This window comes from Paraburkholderia sediminicola, from assembly GCF_046027825.1.
GTDB classification, from domain to species: domain Bacteria; phylum Pseudomonadota; class Gammaproteobacteria; order Burkholderiales; family Burkholderiaceae; genus Paraburkholderia; species Paraburkholderia sediminicola_D.
Window position 1 is genome coordinate 1 of the sequence record NZ_JAQQDU010000079.1, and the last position, 16,912, is coordinate 16,912.

Below are 16,912 nucleotides of genomic sequence, written 5' to 3' on the forward strand. Positions count from 1 at the left end.
AACTTATACAGAAAGATAAAAATGAAATAGCGCGTCGCCATCGGTTTTCTCGGGACGGTGTTGGACCAGGGCGGCGCGCGGCGCTGGCATCGCTGGCGACCCACCATTAGCCTCTGCGAGCAACCGGGCATGCCCGTCGACCGGCTCGAGTTGCTGTACTCGCCGGGTTACGAATCGCTCGCCAATCGCGTGAAGAGTGATCTCGCCGGCGTCTCGCCCCTCACCGACGTGCGTCTGACGCCCATCGTCACCCACGATCCGTGGGACTTCGAAGAGGTGTACGCATCGCTGCACGATTTTGCGCGTGGCTATACGTTCGATACCGACAACGAGGAATACCTCGTCCACATCACCACCGGTACACACGTCGCGCAGATCTGCTGGTTCCTGCTGACCGAGGCGCGCTATCTGCCGGCGAGCCTGGTGCAAACCGCACCGCCGCCGCAGACCGATGAGGGCAAAAGCGGGCCGGGCAAGGTGTCGGTCATCGACCTGGATCTGTCGCGTTACAACCGCATCGCGCAGCGTTTCACCCGTGAGCGCGAGGAGACCGTGTCGTTCCTCAAGGCGGGCATTGCCACGCGCAATCCACAGTTCAACGCGTTGATCGATCAGATCGAGCGTGTCGCGATCCGCTCGCGCGCGCCGATTCTATTGATCGGCCCGACGGGTGCCGGCAAATCGTTTCTCGCGAAGCGCGTCTATGAACTGAAGCGCAGCCGGCATCGGCTGGCTGGTTCGTTTATCGAAGTGAACTGCGCGACGTTGCGAGGCGATTCGGCGATGTCGACGTTGTTCGGCCACGTCAAAGGCGCGTTCACCGGCGCGCAAAGCGCGCGCGGCGGTTTGCTGCGCGCGGCCGATCAAGGACTGCTGTTTCTCGACGAAATCGGTGAGCTGGGGATGGACGAACAGGCGATGCTGCTGAAGGCGGTGGAGGAGAAACGCTTTCTGCCGTTTGGCGCCGATGCGGAAGTCAGCAGCGATTTCCAACTGATTGCCGGCACGCATCGTGATCTACGAACGATGGTCGCGCAGGGCGCCTTTCGCGAAGACCTGTACGCACGGATCAACCTTTGGACATACGATCTGCCGGGCCTCGCCGGGCGGATCGAAGATATCGAGCCGAACCTCGAGTTCGAGCTCGATCGCTTTGGACGGGAGCAGGGCGAGCTGGTGCGTTTCAATGTCGAAGCACGGCGCCGCTATCTGGCGTTTGCCACGTCTGCGAAGGCCGCGTGGACGGGCAATTTCCGTGAGTTGTCGGCCTCGGTGACGCGAATGGCGACCCTGGCCGACGCCGGACGCATCACGGAAGACAACGCCGCACACGAGATCGAGCGGTTGCAGCGAACGTGGACGCCGCCGCCTGACGGCGCGGATGCCGATCTGGTGTCACGCACGCTCGGCGCGCGTGCCGAAGATTACGACCTGTTCGATCGCCTGCAGCTGCAGCGTGTGCTGGAGGTGTGCGCGGCGTCGGTGAGTTTGTCGGATGCGGGGCGCAAGCTCTTTGCCGTGTCACGGCAAACCAGGAAGCACCCGAACGATGCCGACCGTCTGCGAAAATATCTCGCACGTTTCGGCGTGGAATGGGGCGACTGGCTCAACCCTCACGCTTCGTGAGGCAGGCGATCACGTTCGCTTTTGCGTCGCGGGGAGGGCATCACCTGGCAGACGATCAAACCGGTGAGCATCAGCGCGCATCCGAATAGCGCGCGCGCCGACAGCGTTTCGCCGAGTACGAGCCAACCGGCGAGCGCGGCGAAAACGCCTTCCATGCTGAAGATCACCGCGGCATGCGACGGCGCCGCGTGCCTTTGTGCCACCACCTGAATCGTATAGGCGATACCCACCGACAGCGCACCGCCGTACAGAATCGTCGGCGCGGCGCGCTTGATCACCGCCAGGCTGATCGGCTCGATCACGAGGCCGATGACCAGACAGACCAGCCCGCAAGTCACGAACTGCACGAGCGCCAACATGAGTGTGTCGTGTCGCAGCGCGAAGCGGCCCACAAGCATCATCTGCACGGAAATTACCAACGCGCCGGCAAGCTGATACCAGTCGCCGTACAGGATCGAGAAGTGCTCGTTGACGCTCAGAAAGTACATGCCGAGCGCAGCGAGCGTCGCGCCGAGCCACGTGCCGAATCCCGTTGGATGACGAAACAGCACACCCAGCAGCGGCACGATCACCACATACAACGAACTGATAAAGCCGGCGTTGGCGACCTTCGTGTATTGCAGGCCGATTTGCTGCAACGAGATCGACGCGGACAGCACGACGCCAAGCAGCACACCGGCACCGAGCAGCTCGCGTGCGCCACCGGGTTCGCGCTTCGACAATTCCGCAAGGGCGGAGCGCCGCACGCAGACGATCAACGTCAGCACGACCAGCGCGCCGAGCAGGAAGCGTAGCCCGGTAAACAGAAACGGTCCGATCGTGTCGAGACTGAGGCGCTGCGCGACGAACGCGGAGCCCCAGATCATCGCGGCGATCAGCATCAGCAGGTTGGCGCGCAGGTGTTGGCGTGTGTCGGGCTTCAAGGGCAGTTTTTCGAATTCGGTTGTTCTAACAAGGCGTCCAGGGCTTAACCATGACGCGCCACATCTTGCCGCGCGGACCCGTTCGCCGGCAAGGGCAATGCCAACGCGGGCAGGGTGATCACAAAGCGTGCTCCGCCCGATGCCGCTTCTTCGAGCCGCACGTCGCCGCCATGAACCAGCGCGACGCGCCGCACGATCGCGAGGCCAAGACCGAAGCCGCCGGTATGCCTGTCACGGCTGGAATCGAGCCGATGAAACGGTTCGAATACGCGGCTGCGGTCGGCGAGGGGAATGCCGGGGCCGTCGTCTTCGACGATCAGCACCAGCGTGCCTGCCGCGCCGGTGGCCGCACTCAACGAAATGGCCTGACGTGCGTAGCGGGTACTGTTGCGGAGCAGATTCAGCAATGCACGCGCGACCAGTTTGGGATCGCAGACATGATACGCGGGAGTACGGGAAACCGGCATACGGGCAACCGGCGTACGGGCACCCGGCGTACGGGCACCCGGAGTGCGGGCGGCCAACGAGCCCACGTCGGCGCCGGCTGCGGTCATACCCGTTGTGCTGACCGAGAGCGTCAGCGACCGGTCGGCGACATCGTTGGACATGCTCGCGGCGACGCTGTCGATTAGCTCGTCCACTGACACCTGCATCAGCACCAGATGCCCTTCACCTTGTTCCAGCCGGCTCAACGTCAGCAGCTCGGTGACGAGTTCATCGAGTTCGCGCACGTCTTTGCACAGCGCCAGTTGCCGTTCACGCTGCCGCTCGGGCGACTCCGGCGATTGCAGCAGCAGCGCAAGTCCGAATTCGAGCCGCGCGAGCGGCGTCTTCAGTTCGTGCGAGATGCCGTGCATCATCTCGCGCTGATGCAGGATCGAGGCCTCGATCTGCCGCGCCATTTCGTTGAATTGCTGCGATAACTCGTAGATGTTCGACTTCGTCGACGACTGCGCGCGGGTCGACAGATTACCCGAGCCGAACGCACGCGCTGCGGCTTCGAGCTTGCGCAACTCGCGCCAGTGATAGTGCACCCACACGACCACCGAAAGCAGCGTGGCAAGCGCGAGCAACGCATACGCGAATGCCTGAATCTCGACAGTGGTGGAATCGCCGCGACGCGCATAGACGACGATGCCATCCGACAGAGGCAGGTAGTAATTCGTGGTGTCGTAGTCCAACACCAGCTTGCCATCGCGCAACTCGCGCCATTGGCGCTTGCCGACCAGTGGCTCGACCTCGTCGGTTGTCATCAACCTGAAGCCTTCGCTGCCGTGCTTTTTCAATTCCTCGAGCGCCGCGGCACGTTCCGGGCCCGCGTGTCGTTGCAGGTAATCCTCGAGTACGAATGCATACGTACGGTCCGCGTCGCGCTCGGTTTGTGTGACGCGCTCATGAAACAGTTGCGAGAATGAGGTGTTGACGAATGCAATGGCGAGGCCGCCACCGATGACAACGATCAGATACAGCCGGATCAGCGAGCGGAGCATTTATTCCTCCCACGCCGACGGGCTGAACAGATAACCGCGACCCCAGATTGTCTTGATCTTGTGCGGCTCGAGCGAGGCATCTTCGAAACGCCGGCGCAGCCGTGAGATCCCGGCGTCGACGGTGCGGTCGAGACCGTCGAATTCGATGCCGCGCAATTGCTTGAGAATATCGTCGCGGCTCAGCACGGTGCCGGCCGCGCGCGCGAGGATCAGCAGCAGGTTGTATTCGGCGGTTTTCAGATCGACCGGCTGGCCGCGCCAGCTCACTGCGCGATCGGGCGGAGAAATCACCAGTTCGCCGAAGGTGAGCGTGTCGTCCTGCGTGGATGGTTCCGCGTTTTCCGCCGGCAGCGCGCGCCGCAGCAAGGCACGGGCGCGCGCGACCAGCACGCGCGGTTCGATCGGCTTGACGACGTAGTCGTCGGCACCCGTTTCCAGACCGGCGATCTGGTCGAACACGTCGCCGCGCGCCGTCAGGATCAGCACCGGTACGCGCGAAAAACTGCGAATGCGGCGGCAGACCTCCATGCCGTCCATGTTCGGCAGCATCAGGTCGAGAATCACCAGCGCCGGTTTGTGCTCGCGCACGGCGGCCACGGCCGTGTCGCCGCGCCGCACGATCGTTACGCTGAATTCATAGCTGTTCAGGTACTCCCCGATCAACTGCGCGAGACGATCGTCGTCCTCGACCAGCAGCACGCCGGTTTTGAGGGGGGCTTCGTTCATGTCGGTCTCCACTATCAGGCGCCGATTCTATCCGCGAGGCGCCGATTCTATCCGCGCGCACGCGTGCCGGGTGCGCCGCGAACACTCGCGAACACTTGAGCACAATTGCGCACACATTCCCCCAACTTCAGGACAGACGTGGCGAGGCGGCGTCCCTAGACTGCGTCTTCCATCCCAAATAAAAAGTCCTGATCGTGCGCAAACGCCTCTCTTACCTGTGTGTTCCGCTGTTTGGCCTGACCTGCTCGTCGATGGCCTACGCCGAGAATTTCTATCTGTTTTCACTGGCTGGCGGCGTGGCGCCGCGCTATCAGGGCAGCCGCGATTACCGTCCGTTCGTCGCGCCGCTGATCTCTGCCGAGTTCAGCAACGGCATCTTTCTGAGCCCGACCGATGGTCTCGGCTATAAGCACAACTTCGCCAACGGCCTGTTCGCCTCCGCGGCGCTGAGCTACGACTTCGGCCGTACCGATCGCAATCGCGCCGATTTACCGGGCTCCGACTATTTGAGTGGCATGGGGCGAATTCCCGGTTCGGTGATGGTTTCCGTGCAGGTCGGCGCGCATCTGTTCGGTCCGTCGACGATCAGCATCACGCTGGACCAGCCGGTGACCAACACGAGTCGCGGCACGAGCGGCCACGTCGACCTGACGGTGCCGGTGCTGCAAACCGTCGACAACGACATCAGCATCAAGGGCAGCGTGCATGCCGGCAGCGGCCGCTATACGCAGACCTTTTTCGGCGTCACCGACGCGCAGGCGGCCGCGAGCCGCTTTCAGCCGTACGCGGTGAAAGGCGGATTCGACAGCGCCAAGGTGTCGGCCGCCTGGACCTACAGTTTTTCGCCGCGGTGGTCGGTGCATACCGAAGGCGGCGTGACGCGCCTGCTCGGTGCGTCGGCGAACAGCCCGATCGTGCAGTCGAAGAACAACTACTTTGCGATCACCGCGCTGACGTATCGCTATTGATGTGTGTGTTGAACCCCCTGTTGATCGGTTGTCCGAATCGACACTCTGATGTCTCTGCAAGGAGCTAGCGATGTTTGCATGGCAAACCCCTCTGTCCAATGGCTGGCAGGACAGCCTGATATCGTCGGCGCGCGCGCAGGTGATCGGCGTGGACAGTTTGTTGCTGACCGGTGCGACCGGCTTTATCGGCGGCAATCTGTTGGTGACCCTGATCAACGCCGGTCTGGTCGAACGCATGGTGTGCCTCGTGCGCGGGGCAAGCGTGGCCGATGCGCTCGCACGGCTGCGTGCGTCGGCGGTGCGCTGCGGTTTGCCGCATGCTCGCTCGCAGCAGATCACGGAAGCGAACGTCATGGTCGGTGAGTTGGGCAGCGCGTTTTCGGAGATCGATTTGGCGCGACTCGCCAAAGCGTCGCACGTGATCAACTGCGCAGCGATGGCGTCGTTTTCGACGCATCCACAAGTGCTCGACACGAATGTGCACGACACCTTGCGCTTTGCGTCGCGCTTTGTTGGCAGCAAAGCGCTGCGGCGCTTCCTGCATGTGAGCACGGCCATGGCGTGTGGCACGCAATGCGGCGCGAACGTGCAGGAGTCCCCGTTCGGCTATGGCGAGACACCCCACCTTGTGCCGTACACGCGGAGCAAACGCGAAGTCGAACGCTTGTTGCGCAGCACGTATCCGCGCTTGCCATTGGTGGTGGTGCGACCATCGATTGTGGTCGGCCATACGGTGCTTGGCACGCTGCCTTCGGCAAGCATCTTCTGGGTATTTCGCGTAGTGCACGGTGCGCGGCGCTTCACGGCGCGAGCGATGAACCGTCTCGACGTGGTGTCCGCCGACGACTGCGCGCGTGCGCTCGCTCTGCTGGCGGTGAAGCCGTCGTTGGCTTTCGATACGTATCACGTTTCGGCGGGTGCCGAAGCGCCGACCATCGGTCAGATCATCAGCGCGATGGACGAAGCCACCGGCACCTCAGGGCGCCGCTATTCCATGTGCCGCGTGCGCGACTTCGGCAAGATCGCACGCGAGGTGGTGGGCCGCGACCGTAGCGGCACTGGCCGTCTGATCGAACACGCGCTGCGTTTGTATGCCGGCTTCGCGGAGCTGGACTATGCGTTCGACAATCGCCGTCTGCGTGACGAGATCGGCTTCGAGCCACTGCCCTTCACGGACTATGTGAGCGAGTGCCTGCGGACTTCGCGTGGGGTAGGGATTGTCGAGCAGATGCGCTGGGACTTCAAATAAGCCTTTGACCGGCTGAATGGCGAGCGACTCGCGCGATAATCGCGCAACGGCCAACCGGCTCACGGTACGACTGACCGACAGGGCCGACCGACTTTCAGGCAGACGCAATGGACGAGAAAGACTGGATTGCCGGCGCCGCGAAGGCGCTGGCGATCATCGAGGCATTCGACGAAGAGCACGCGCGCATGACGCCGACCATGGTAGCCGGCCGCGCCGGGCTCTCGCGCACGGCGGCGCGCCGCTATCTGCTGACGCTGCGCGAACTCGGCTACGTGGATACCGACGGCAAGCTGTTCTGGCTCGCGCCGCGCGTATTGCGGCTCGGTCAGTCGTATCTGGATTCAGCGCGCTTGCCGCGCACCGTGCAGCCATTTCTTCAGCGCATCACCGCGACCGTGCAGGAAACCGCGCTGGTCGCGATTCTCGACGAACACGACGTGGTCTACGTCGCGCGCAACGGTGTGAACCGCGCAATGGCGGTCGGTTTCGTGCTCGGCTCACGGGCGAGCGCGCCGCTGTCGTCGGCGGGTTTGATCCTGCTGGCCTTCCAGGCGCCGGAAAGCATCGACCAGTGGCTCGCCTCCTATCCGATCAAGGTGTTCACGCCGCACACTTACTCGACCACCGAGCGCTTGCGCGAAGTGCTGAGCGAAATCCGCCGCGATGGTTATGTCGTCACCGATCAACAACTGGAGCTGGGCATGCGCGGTGTCGCGGTGCCGTTGCGTGACCGGCACGGCTCGGTCGTGGCGGCGATCAGCGTGAGCATGCCGATTGGGCAGGAGTCGGCGAATGCCGCGCTGCATCGGGTGCTGCCGACCCTTCAGGAAACCGCCAGTTTGCTGCGCAATCTGGTCTAGAAGCGGGCCTAGGTAATCTCCCTGATACGGCATGCTTAATGAGTGAAAGCATATCGAAAGCAAGCTGTCTCGCGGAAAATACATATCGAGTTTTGGGCATGACAAACCGCCTACGCTGCGTAATACTCTCCCGCGGGGAGCGGTAAGGCGCCTCAAGCCCTGTCTGCTTCACCGTGCAGCTATTTCATTCACACTGACTCAGTCGTCCAGGTTTGGGGAACAACACATGAAAAAATTTATCGTCTCGCTCGCAGCCGCATCGATCGCGCTGGTCTCCGTTCAAGCTTTCGCACAGGCATCGGACGCAGCAGCGCCGGCCGCTGCTGCTAGCGCGCCGAAGAAGCATCACGTCAAGAAGCTGAAGACGCACGGTAAGCGCGCTCCGGTTTCGGCAGCAGCTTCGGCAGCCGGCACGAACGACAAGGGCACGGCAAACTAAGCTTCGGCTTGGTTTCGTCGGGCGAACCCTGCCGGTTCTCTTCTGCGCGCCGCTAGTCGGCGAGTGCAGCACAGTTCCGGTTAAATTCGCCAGCAAAAAGGCCAGAGCTTCTGCTCGGGCCTTTTTGTATTGGGCGGCGGTTCTGGACGGTGTTTAGCCCGCGAGGCCGCGCTTGATGACCTCGTTCAGCAATCCGGTCATGCCTTCCGGATGCGTGGCGGCCCGTTCTTTCAGTTCCGTGACCAGATCACCATTCAGCTTGCAGGCGAACGCGACGAGGCCCTGCGCCTGGTCGAGCTTGCGCTGTTCGCGACGATCGAGCTTCGGGTCGGCGGCGGCAGGTTTGCCAAAGCGGTCGGCGGTCGAAAGCTTCATTGCGCTGTTCAGCTTGAGCGCCTTGTTCTTTTCAAGGTCGGTTTTTTTCATCGCCATACGGAAGGCCTCTGCCAGATAAGTAATCCCGCATTGTACGCATCGCGCCGGGCGTCGAGCGAACGGCGGCGATTCCGCACTCAAACGGCCGTGGAACGGTGCTCCGGCCAGGTGGAGTCCGAGCCGTCGAACGGGGTTCAGGCGGGCCGTTCCGGCGCGCCTGCCACGCTGTCCATCAGCGCACGCATTCGTTGCCAGTGCGTGCCTTCCCAGAACACGCGCCGGCACACGTCGCAGGTGACGAACTGGTTATGCCGTTCCAGCACGCCATCGGGGGCCCGATCACCAACTTCATCTTTGGCGATACGCCGCAACGGCGCATTGCACATCAGGCACAAGCGGAAGGGCTGCGCGCTACCGGCCAGATCGAGCCGTTCAAACACTTCACGCAATTGCTCGCGCGGCCGCAGCGTGCGTACGTAGCAGCCATGCGTGATGGTGCGGCGTTTCAATAGCTCACGGTCGCGCGTCAAGACAATGCGCTGTTGTGCGGCGGCGAGCGCTTCGATATCGGCGTCGGGATAGTGGTTGTCGTAAAGCGTATCGAAGCCGGCCAGCCTCAGCAGCGGGGCGAGACCGCCGAGATGCGCATCGGCAATGAAGCGCACCACGCGTAGTGGATGGGCGCGCACGCGTAATAGGGGCTGGATGTCGAGCGCTTCAAACTTCGGATAAACGGCGACGCGATCGCCGTCGGTCAGCGGATGATTGAAACCAACCGACTCACCGTTCACCAGGATCAGTTCCACTTCGGTATGCGGCACGCCAAGCACTTCGATCATATGTTTCGCGGTCGCGCCGCGCGCGCAGGCGTAACTGAACGCGCGCCGGCGCAGCGGCCGGGCGAGAAAATCGTTCAGCTCCTCATAGAAGCGGAATGTCGCGGTGACCATCACATCAGTATCGCACCGTGTTTAATTGCGCGCTGTCCTGCAGGTGTCGCATGGGTGTGCTTTACTTCCAGTTCCTTAGAGGATGGAGCGACAGATGGACATCGGTTTTATCGGTCTCGGCGAGATGGGCGCCGCGATGGTTGCAAACATTTTGAAAGCCGGGCATCAGGTGCGCGTGTGGAATCGCTCGCCGGAACGCGCTCAGCCGCTCGCCGACGCAGGTGCGCGGATCGTCGCGACGCCGGCTGAAGCGTTTGCGGGCGACGCCGTGTTCTCGATGCTCGCCGACGACACCGCGTTGCGCGAAGTCATCACTGCGTCGCTGCTGGAACACGCCCCGCGCGGCTTGATCCACGTGAACATGGCGACGATCTCGGTGGCGCTGGCCGAAGAACTGGCGACGGCGCACGCATCGCGCGGCATCCATTACGTCGCAGCACCGGTGCTGGGGCGGCCAGACGTCGCGGCGGCGGGCAAGCTGACGATCGTGGCGGGTGGCCCGGCCGAGTCGATCGACCGCGTGCAGCCCATTTTCGACGCAATCGGCCAGAAAACCTGGCGCATCGGTTCGCTGCCGCAGCAGGCGAACGTGATGAAACTCGCGGCTAACTTCATGCTGGGCGCGGCCGTCGAGACGCTCGGCGAGGCGGCGACGCTGGTGACCGGCCACGGCCTCGCGATGCAGGATTTCCTCGATGTCATCACGAGCGGCCTGTTTCCGGGCCCGGTCTATTCGGGCTACGGCAAGCTGATCGCGGAGCAGCGCTACGAGCCGGCGATGTTTAAGGCGCGTCTCGGACTGAAGGACTTGCGTCTTGCGCTGGCAGCCGCTGAATCGGTCAACACGCCGTTGCCGATCGCAAGCGTGGTGCGCGACAGCCTGATCGAAGCCGTGGCGCATGGCGACGGCGAGAAAGACTTCGCGGTGCTGGGGCAGGTGGCGGCACGGCGGGCAGGGCGCTAAGCGGGAGCGGGTGCCTGCGGGCGCTCGCTTAAAGGTGCGGGCGGGCATAATAGCTGCCCGATCCTTTTCTGCGTCGATTCCAATGAGTCTGCATACCTGGTGGCTGTTCGTCGCCACTGTCTTCGTCGTTTCCGCGATCCCCGGTCCGAACATGCTGCTGGTGATGACGCACGGCGCCCAGCACGGGCTGCGCCGTTCCAGCGCGACTATGGCCGGCTGCCTGTCGGCGCTGGTGCTGATGCTGGCGGTGTCGGCGGCGGGCCTCGGCGTGTTTCTCGAGGCGTGGCCGGCGATGTTCAACGCGTTGCGGATGATTGGCGCGGCTTACCTCGTCTATCTGGGCATCAAGGCCTGGCGGGCGCCGGCCGACGAAGGCGCTGCCGGCGCGGTCGACGAACTCACCGCCAAGCCTGCGCGCTCGCGCCTCGCCCTGTTCCGCAATGGCTTCCTGGTGGCGGGCAGCAACCCGAAAGCCATCCTGTTCGCCGCCGCGCTGCTACCCCAATTCATTGACGCCGCGCAGCCCAAGCTGCCGCAGTTCGGTGTGCTCGTCGCGACTTTCGCCGTCATCGAGGTGAGCTGGTACCTGGTGTACGCAGGTTTCGGCACGCGAATCGGGGCCAGGTTGAAAAGCCGCAGCGTCGCCAAAATGTTCAATCGCCTGACCGGCGGCGTATTCGTCGGCTTCGGCGCGATGATGGCGCTGGTGCGCCATTAGGCCAACGGCAAGCGGCGCGTGGCACTCAACGCACGCAACGCCGTTCACCAGGCGCAGCGAAGATTGTGGCGCTGATGCAACGCTGAGGGTCTACCCTAATTTGAATGTTGCGCCGCACCAAACCATTTGCTATAGTTCGTCTTGTCTCCTCCATGTCTCCTCTGATATGGATTCAGCCCGCCCACTTAGGCGGGCTTTTTTTTGCCCTGAATTTCCAGCGCTCTCCAGAAAAGACAAAGTCGGCTGACCCTTTCGCGGGACCGCCGCCTTTGTCGCGTCTGCCGTCGAACTCAGCACGCAATCAGAACTTGTACGAGACGGCCAGGAACGAAATGATCGGATCGGCCGTCAGTTCGGACTTCGAGACGCCCAGTTCTGTCCCGTCCGCCGCCTTGATGATGACCGACGAGGTGGTCTTCAGCGGAATGTACGTGACCGATGCCACGAGGCCCCAGTGGTCCGTGATGTTGTACGCGAGACCCGCATTGAATACCGGCGCCCACGACGACGAAGCCTTCGCCGACACCTGCGTCTGCCCCGGCTTGCCTGCGCCCGCTGCCAGCACCGCACCGAGGTTTTGCTGCGTCGACTGCACGAAGTTCTGGCTCAGCTGGAGATCGGAGAACCAGTTGTATGACACCCCGACGCCGAGGAACGGCCTGAACTTGGAGGTCGGCGCGTTGAAGTAGTACTGGAACAGCAGCGCGGGGCTCCATTGGCGAACGCTCTTCACGATCGGATTGGTCTGCGGATCGCCGAGATTCTGCTGACCGAGCGCGCCCGCCGGTCCCGGCGGCTGGATGGTGCCGTGCCCGTAGATCTTGAAGACCGGCGGCACGCCTGCCACCGTCGACACCGCGATGTGATCGGTGATGTAGTGGCTGAAGACGAGGCCGACGGTGTCGGCTTTACTGGTCGACAGACCCGTGCCGGCCGACGTGAACGAACTCGGCAGACGCAGCGGTGTATTGATCGGCGTCGGCGCGACAGAGGTGGTGAGCGGCGTGCTCGAATCCTGCGGCATCACGTGAAACCAGCCGAGCACGGCGACGTTGTCGCCCGCGTGCTGGGCGTGCGCACTGACTGACAGGCAGGCGGCCAGTATCGCGAAAAAGACTTTTTTCATGTTGTTCCTCCTGAGGCGCGCGTTGCGTTCATCGCGCACGGCGAGCGGCGGCGGGTGAGCTGTCCGGCCGGTGCGCTGGATACGTGCTGGACGCCGGCTGCCGCGCGGTTACTGCGCGCAGCAGCGGGGACGCAAACGCCTCGCTGCGTGTTGGCGACGCGTGATGCGTCCATTACTGGACGAAGGCGCCAATCGTGAAGTACGGCGAGGCCGCGTTGGTCAGATCGAGGTAGCCGAACACGCCACCCGTGAAGATCATCTTTCCGGTCGGCGTGGTGCCCGTCGAGGCGTTCACTTGCGTCGTCGTGACGACACCCGGCACGGTCTGCGTGAAGTCCAGATTCAGCGCCGTCGCAAGCGATGCCTGCGATGCATTGAACGGATCCAGCAGCGTGGCCTCTGTGCCTTCGAGTGCCGTGGTGCGATAGTCGAACTGGCTATCCACACCGATGTACTCACCGTTTTGCGAGTTCACCGCGATCGAGCTTTGCGGCGCGAGGATCGAGATGCCTGATTCATCGTCCGCATACGGTCCAACAGAGCCGTTCACCGGCGTGGTCACCGATGAGTCCGCTGCGCCGGCGCGTACCAGAATCGGCACCAGTTGGTTGCGCAGCTTGCCGACGATCATGTAGCCGCGCGCCTTGGGCGTCGTGGCGAGCGTCGGTTTGGCCTGGCCCAGGAAGTTGTCGGTTTCGAACGCGCCGCTACCGTCAGACGACTGGACGAGGTTCGTACCCGGCTGCTGGCATGTGCCCGCGTTGACGCCCGAGTTGTCGCACTCGGTCCACGTGCCGTCCGCGTTGATCGTGATCTTCGAATTGACCGCGACCGGCGCGAAGTTCTGCGACGGAATCTGGTGATAGCCGACCTGGTTGTAGGTACCGGCCACGTTCGCGATGTTCGTTTCAATCGACGAGAAACCGATGAACGGGTAGTACGGGAACGTGGTGTCGGGCACCGCGCCCACGCCGAGAATCCCGGCGAAGGAAATTTCCGCCCCCGGAATCGTGCCGCCCGCCACGCCTTCGCCGACGAAAATGCGCGCCGGACGATTCGGGTCGAGGCTCGCGCCGTTCAGGCGGAAGGCACACTGGTTGAGCTTGGCGGTCGGCAGCAGGGTTTCCTGAGTCAGCGTGCCGCTTGCGGTCTGGCCGGCGCGTGTCGGCATGACGGTGCCGGTGGTCGTCGGGATCGGCGATTCGATGTAGCTGACTTGCCACGTCATCTTGGTCGTGTCCAGCTGCAGCTTGACCAGTTCGCCGTCACCACCACCGCCCGTGAACACGGTGCTGTAGTCGAGCGACGAAGGACACAGGCTAACTGCCGTTACCGGTCCATCGCCGTTGCTGCTACCACTCCCGCTACCACCGCACGCCCCCAGCAACGGTGCTGCAAGAGCGAGCACCGAAAGGATTTTCCAATTCATACCGCCTCCAGAATTTTCTCGTTGTGGGTGGCCGACTCCCTGTCCTGCCACCTCTTGCTCTAGTTATGTCTCGTACTGCGAACTGCTGATGCTTCGGTCCTTATTTGCTGATCTGTGCTCCGATGCCGAAGTAGGGGGCGCTGGAGGCGGTGCTGCTGAGCTGCGACGTTGGCGCAACGCCTCCATTGACCGTGCCTTGAATCTCAATCGCATACAGTCCGCCGGAGGCGATCGCGAGCCCCGTTTGACCGTTCGCTTGCTGGACACCCACCAGCCCAGGGCTCGGCAGACCGTAGCCCAGGCCGAAGCCATCCTCCGCGGCGGAGGTCGACGGGTTGACGAAGCTGCCGACGCCGCCCTGGATCAGCGCGGCCGTGTACTTGAAGTTGGAGTCCGCACCGACGTAACCGCCGTCGAAGCCGCCCGATGCGAGCGGTGTGGCCGCGGCAAGCATGGCAATGCCGGATTCGTCGTCGACCTGGGCGTCGAGATGCAGCGGCGCCGTGCCGAGATTCACGTAACCCGTGCGGATGACAAGCGGCACTGTCGCGCCATTGATCTGCCCGAGAATCATGTGAGCCGGAGCCACCGAGCCGCTTTGCCCGGTAGGCAGCGTCAACTGAGTACCGATCTGCGGCGCGTTTTTGCTGTCGAAGTAGCCGCTGCTGTTGAGCGTCCAGGCGGTGCCGGTCGTCAGGCATCCACTTGCACTCGGATGAAACGCTGAGTTGGCCGGATTGGAGCCCGTGCAATTACCGCCTGCGTCGAAGGTCTCAACCGTGTTGGTTGCCGTTGCCGCATAGGATCCCGACGGCACAAGATGGTAGAGCAGTCCGTTGTAGGTGCCGGGCAACTTCGTGATATCGGTCGTCGTGGTGGCAAAACCGAGGAACGGATAGAAATCGAAGTGCCGGTTGGGAACGGCACCGATGTTCTCCAGGCCTGGCAGCGGGGCGATAGTCAGCCCGTCATACTCGACCGTCGCACCGGGAATGCCGCCACCGGCCACGCCCTGGCCGACGAGGATCATCGGGGGATTCGGATTGTTGACGAAGTCGGGTGTCGTATAAGGCTGACCGTCGCCGACGCCTGTGCCGGTACCTGCACCGAGAATGAAGGCGCAGCGTATTTGTTCGGCCGTCGGCAGCGCGCCGGTCGGTGGGTGGATCACGGCGCCCGTGATCTGCGTACCCGCACGCGTCGGCAGGACCTCGCCCGTGCGCAACGGAATCGGCGACTCGAGCCACTTCAGCGTGTACGTCATCGCAGTCGCGTTGATATTCAACTGAATGATTTCGCCACTGCCCGCACCACCGAGATACGTCGTTTGACCGATGTTGGCGGTAGCCGGACATAGCGGGGCCGCGCTCGCGCTCGAAGTCGGCGGCCCTTGCACGCCGCAGCTCGACCCCGAGCATTGCGGTGCATTGACCGCGCTGGGATCGCCGGCCTTGCCACCACCGCAAGCGATGAGGAACGGGGTCATGGCAATGGCCATCGCCAGGCCTCGAGTAATGGCGTGCGACATGCTGCTGTCTCCCTACATGTAATTGTGCGAACTAATTTCGCTGCGCGATTAATGCCTGTCAATTGAATGAGCCGTCTAAAAAGATCGATTCAAACAGCGAAATTATTGCGGGACGCACACTGCATGGGGCCTGGCGGCCCTTTTAAACAAAAAAGGAATTTTGGCTTCGGCAGCGGTACCGTTGCTTCGCCGCATGCCCTTACCAGGCAGGCGTTCCAGCAAAATGGCTCTATCATCTTCGAACGACCGTTCGAGAAAAAATACGGAGTTTCCCTATGCGGGAAACTATGCTGCGCGGGCCAATCCAGGCATGAATTACCGGTAGTTGATCAGCAGTCCGATTTCTAGTTTTTAAGTAATGCGGGCTACTACTGATTAATTGCAAAAGAGGAATTTTAAAGGCAGGTTTTTTAAAACAAAAAAAGCCGGTCTGTAAAGACCGGCTTTTTCAGCGGATTGACAGCGGATGCTGTCTGTCTCTCTCGCTAGCTCAGCGTTTCAAGCCGGCTTCTTCGTCGGCGCCGATCGCGAGGTTCATGCACTGGATTGCTGCGCCCGATGCGCCCTTGCCCAGGTTATCGAGGCGCGCGACGGTCACGAAGCGCTCTTCGTTGCCGAACACGAACAGGTCGACACGGTTGGTGTCGTTGTTCGCTTGTACGTCGAAGAAGCCGCCGTCGAGGTTCGCTTCCGCATCGAACGGCGCGACGTGCACGAAGGCTTCACCCGCGTAATACTCGGCGAACAGCGCCTGTACGTCTTGCGGCGTGGTTTTCTTGGCCAGTTGATTCGGGGAGAAGAACGTGGTGACCGAGAGACCCTTGTAGAAGTCGCCGACGATCGGCGTGAAAACCGGCGCCGACTTCAGGCCCGTATGCGCCGCCATTTCGGGCAGATGCTTGTGCGTGAGGCCGAGTGCGTACGGGCGCGGGCTCTTGAGCTTGTCATTGCCGCCCGCTTCGTAGTCGGCAATCATTTTCTTGCCGCCGCCGCTGTAGCCGGTGATCGAGTAGGCGTGCGCGGCGAACTCCGGCCCCACCACGCCGGCTTCGACGAGCGGACGCATGGCCAGCACGAAGGCCGATGCATGGCAGCCGGGCACGGCGATGCGCTTCGCGGTGCGCAGACGCTCGCGTTGCGTGTGGGCCAGTTCGGGCAGGCCGTAGGCCCAGTCCGCCGACGTGCGGAAGGCGGTGCTGGCATCGATCAGGACGGTGTGGTCGTTCTCGACCAGCGAGGCCGACTCACGCGAGGCGACATCCGGCAGACACAGGAACGTGACGTCCGATGCGTTGATGAGACGACGGCGCTCTTCGAGGTCCTTGCGTTTCGCTTCTTCGATGCGCAGGATCTCCACGTCGGCGCGCTGGGACAGGTATTCGAAAATCTTCAGGCCGGTCGTACCTTCCTGTCCGTCGACAAAAACTTTCGTGCTCATCTCGATCTCACTGGCTTGCTGGAAACGGGGCGCGACACCGCGCCGGAACGCTATTTTAAGACCTGACAGCGGCGGACGTGCAAAACGGGGTGAAAAAACGACG

Annotated in this window: 16 protein-coding genes; 7 read left to right on the plus strand and 9 right to left on the minus strand. The window is 62.7% G+C overall.

Going from position 1 to position 16,912, the window contains the following annotated elements; all coding sequences use genetic code 11:
- Positions 1 to 39: 39 nt before the first annotated feature.
- Positions 40 to 1,626, plus strand: a complete 1,587-nt coding sequence (rtcR, locus tag PQQ96_RS31710) for an RNA repair transcriptional activator RtcR (RefSeq protein ID WP_408299929.1) — start codon at positions 40 to 42, stop codon at positions 1,624 to 1,626.
- Here rtcR and PQQ96_RS31715 read toward each other — a convergent pair.
- The 3 genes from PQQ96_RS31715 to PQQ96_RS31725 are packed head-to-tail and all read right to left on the minus strand — an operon-like array spanning position 1,614 to position 4,765.
- On the minus strand, positions 1,614 to 2,549 hold the full coding sequence (locus tag PQQ96_RS31715; protein ID WP_408299872.1) for a DMT family transporter: 936 nt from the start codon (positions 2,547 to 2,549) through the stop codon (positions 1,614 to 1,616). The two genes, rtcR and PQQ96_RS31715, sit on opposite strands and share 13 nt — an antisense overlap.
- A 44-nt stretch (positions 2,550 to 2,593) precedes the next feature.
- Positions 2,594 to 4,039: an ATP-binding protein gene (locus PQQ96_RS31720; protein WP_408299874.1), complete on the minus strand. Its 1,446-nt coding sequence runs from the start codon at positions 4,037 to 4,039 to the stop codon at positions 2,594 to 2,596.
- Positions 4,040 to 4,765 (minus strand): response regulator, encoded by a 726-nt coding sequence (locus PQQ96_RS31725; protein ID WP_408299875.1) that lies wholly within the window; start codon positions 4,763 to 4,765, stop codon positions 4,040 to 4,042.
- A gap of 251 nt (positions 4,766 to 5,016) precedes the next feature.
- On the opposite strand from PQQ96_RS31725, the gene PQQ96_RS31730 reads away from it, so the two are divergent.
- From PQQ96_RS31730 to PQQ96_RS31745, 4 genes are all read left to right on the plus strand, one after another.
- Positions 5,017 to 5,733: a MipA/OmpV family protein gene (locus PQQ96_RS31730; protein WP_408299931.1), complete on the plus strand. Its 717-nt coding sequence runs from the start codon at positions 5,017 to 5,019 to the stop codon at positions 5,731 to 5,733.
- Positions 5,734 to 5,803: 70 nt separating this feature from the next.
- Complete coding sequence (locus PQQ96_RS31735; protein ID WP_408299877.1) at positions 5,804 to 6,982, plus strand: SDR family oxidoreductase; 1,179 nt, start codon at positions 5,804 to 5,806, stop codon at positions 6,980 to 6,982.
- Between the two features lie 107 nt (positions 6,983 to 7,089).
- Entirely contained in the window at positions 7,090 to 7,842 is a 753-nt protein-coding gene (locus tag PQQ96_RS31740; RefSeq protein WP_408299879.1) for an IclR family transcriptional regulator domain-containing protein, read from the plus strand.
- Positions 7,843 to 8,068: 226 nt separating this feature from the next.
- Entirely contained in the window at positions 8,069 to 8,281 is a 213-nt protein-coding gene (locus PQQ96_RS31745) for a hypothetical protein (protein WP_408299881.1), read from the plus strand.
- A 153-nt stretch (positions 8,282 to 8,434) separates the two neighbouring features.
- On the opposite strand, the gene PQQ96_RS31750 is transcribed toward PQQ96_RS31745, so the two are convergent.
- Together PQQ96_RS31750 and PQQ96_RS31755 are read right to left on the minus strand one after the other, a co-directional pair.
- Positions 8,435 to 8,713, minus strand: a complete 279-nt coding sequence (locus tag PQQ96_RS31750; RefSeq protein WP_074281957.1) for a hypothetical protein — start codon at positions 8,711 to 8,713, stop codon at positions 8,435 to 8,437.
- 137 nt (positions 8,714 to 8,850) lie between these two features.
- Positions 8,851 to 9,606 (minus strand): Mut7-C RNAse domain-containing protein, encoded by a 756-nt coding sequence (locus tag PQQ96_RS31755; RefSeq protein ID WP_408299883.1) that lies wholly within the window; start codon positions 9,604 to 9,606, stop codon positions 8,851 to 8,853.
- 94 nt (positions 9,607 to 9,700) lie between these two features.
- Here PQQ96_RS31755 and PQQ96_RS31760 point away from each other — a divergent pair, with 94 nt between their 5' ends.
- Entirely contained in the window at positions 9,701 to 10,570 is an 870-nt protein-coding gene (locus tag PQQ96_RS31760) for an NAD(P)-dependent oxidoreductase (protein ID WP_408299885.1), read from the plus strand.
- Between the two features lie 82 nt (positions 10,571 to 10,652).
- Positions 10,653 to 11,288, plus strand: coding sequence for a LysE family translocator (locus PQQ96_RS31765; RefSeq protein WP_408299887.1), 636 nt, complete (start codon positions 10,653 to 10,655; stop codon positions 11,286 to 11,288).
- 301 nt (positions 11,289 to 11,589) lie between these two features.
- Here the strand turns inward: PQQ96_RS31765 and PQQ96_RS31770 are convergent, their stop codons facing one another.
- From PQQ96_RS31770 to argC, 4 genes are all read right to left on the minus strand, one after another.
- Positions 11,590 to 12,414, minus strand: a complete 825-nt coding sequence (locus PQQ96_RS31770; RefSeq protein ID WP_408299889.1) for an OmpW/AlkL family protein — start codon at positions 12,412 to 12,414, stop codon at positions 11,590 to 11,592.
- Between the two features lie 172 nt (positions 12,415 to 12,586).
- Positions 12,587 to 13,843 carry a DUF2957 domain-containing protein gene (locus PQQ96_RS31775; protein WP_408299891.1) on the minus strand — a complete coding sequence of 419 codons (1,257 nt, stop codon included), beginning with the start codon at positions 13,841 to 13,843 and terminating at the stop codon, positions 12,587 to 12,589.
- A 100-nt stretch (positions 13,844 to 13,943) separates the two neighbouring features.
- Positions 13,944 to 15,371, minus strand: coding sequence for a DUF2957 domain-containing protein (locus tag PQQ96_RS31780; protein WP_408299893.1), 1,428 nt, complete (start codon positions 15,369 to 15,371; stop codon positions 13,944 to 13,946).
- A gap of 490 nt (positions 15,372 to 15,861) precedes the next feature.
- Complete coding sequence (gene argC, locus PQQ96_RS31785; RefSeq protein WP_408299894.1) at positions 15,862 to 16,809, minus strand: N-acetyl-gamma-glutamyl-phosphate reductase; 948 nt, start codon at positions 16,807 to 16,809, stop codon at positions 15,862 to 15,864.
- Positions 16,810 to 16,912: the final 103 nt, after the last annotated feature.

Coding starts and splice junctions, on each gene's coding strand:
- PQQ96_RS31750 (WP_074281957.1), bottom strand. CDS start 8,713: ATGGCGATGAAAAAAACCGACCTTGAAAAGAACAAGGCGCTCAAGCTG.
- PQQ96_RS31745 (WP_408299881.1), top strand. CDS start 8,069: ATGAAAAAATTTATCGTCTCGCTCGCAGCCGCATCGATCGCGCTGGTC.
- PQQ96_RS31730 (WP_408299931.1), top strand. CDS start 5,017: ATGGCCTACGCCGAGAATTTCTATCTGTTTTCACTGGCTGGCGGCGTG.
- PQQ96_RS31720 (WP_408299874.1), bottom strand. CDS start 4,039: ATGCTCCGCTCGCTGATCCGGCTGTATCTGATCGTTGTCATCGGTGGC.
- PQQ96_RS31755 (WP_408299883.1), bottom strand. CDS start 9,606: ATGGTCACCGCGACATTCCGCTTCTATGAGGAGCTGAACGATTTTCTC.
- PQQ96_RS31725 (WP_408299875.1), bottom strand. CDS start 4,765: ATGAACGAAGCCCCCCTCAAAACCGGCGTGCTGCTGGTCGAGGACGAC.
- PQQ96_RS31765 (WP_408299887.1), top strand. CDS start 10,653: ATGAGTCTGCATACCTGGTGGCTGTTCGTCGCCACTGTCTTCGTCGTT.
- argC (WP_408299894.1), bottom strand. CDS start 16,809: ATGAGCACGAAAGTTTTTGTCGACGGACAGGAAGGTACGACCGGCCTG.
- PQQ96_RS31775 (WP_408299891.1), bottom strand. CDS start 13,843: ATGAATTGGAAAATCCTTTCGGTGCTCGCTCTTGCAGCACCGTTGCTG.
- PQQ96_RS31740 (WP_408299879.1), top strand. CDS start 7,090: ATGGACGAGAAAGACTGGATTGCCGGCGCCGCGAAGGCGCTGGCGATC.
- PQQ96_RS31780 (WP_408299893.1), bottom strand. CDS start 15,371: ATGTCGCACGCCATTACTCGAGGCCTGGCGATGGCCATTGCCATGACC.
- PQQ96_RS31770 (WP_408299889.1), bottom strand. CDS start 12,414: ATGAAAAAAGTCTTTTTCGCGATACTGGCCGCCTGCCTGTCAGTCAGT.
- PQQ96_RS31735 (WP_408299877.1), top strand. CDS start 5,804: ATGTTTGCATGGCAAACCCCTCTGTCCAATGGCTGGCAGGACAGCCTG.
- PQQ96_RS31760 (WP_408299885.1), top strand. CDS start 9,701: ATGGACATCGGTTTTATCGGTCTCGGCGAGATGGGCGCCGCGATGGTT.